The sequence below is a fragment of the Alteromonas sp. ABH4_457 genome (assembly GCF_056160625.1).
On the sequence record NZ_JBSWXN010000030.1, the window covers coordinates 1 to 327 of the forward strand.

The 327-nt window shown below is 56.9% G+C and carries 1 protein-coding gene; it reads right to left on the reverse strand.

Annotated elements, in window-relative coordinates:
• Window positions 1–327, reverse strand: a 327-nt coding sequence (locus ACXAGR_RS23810; RefSeq protein WP_474852932.1) for an Ig-like domain-containing protein, incomplete at both ends; no start/stop codon positions are given.

Genomic DNA, 327 nt, shown 5'->3' on the forward strand with positions numbered 1-327 from the left:
TACCGGTACCTTGTGCATCCAGCGTGACTGTTGGAGCAGTGGTATCCACCGTACCAGACGTTGAAGCCGTGCCGGTATTGCCGGCCGCATCGGTGGCGGCAGCATCAACAGTGAAGTTACCTTCTGCCATTTCCGCAGGGACATCGGCGCTGAAGGTGCCGTCTGGTTGTACGGTTGCTGTTACTGTTTGCGCGTCACCGTTGGCATCTGTCACGGTTAACGTCACTGATTCGCCCGCTGGCAGATCGGTGGTGCCTGAAATAGTTGGTGTGGTGTCGTTACCGGTACCTTGTGCATCCAGCGTGACTGTTGGAGCAGTGGTATCCA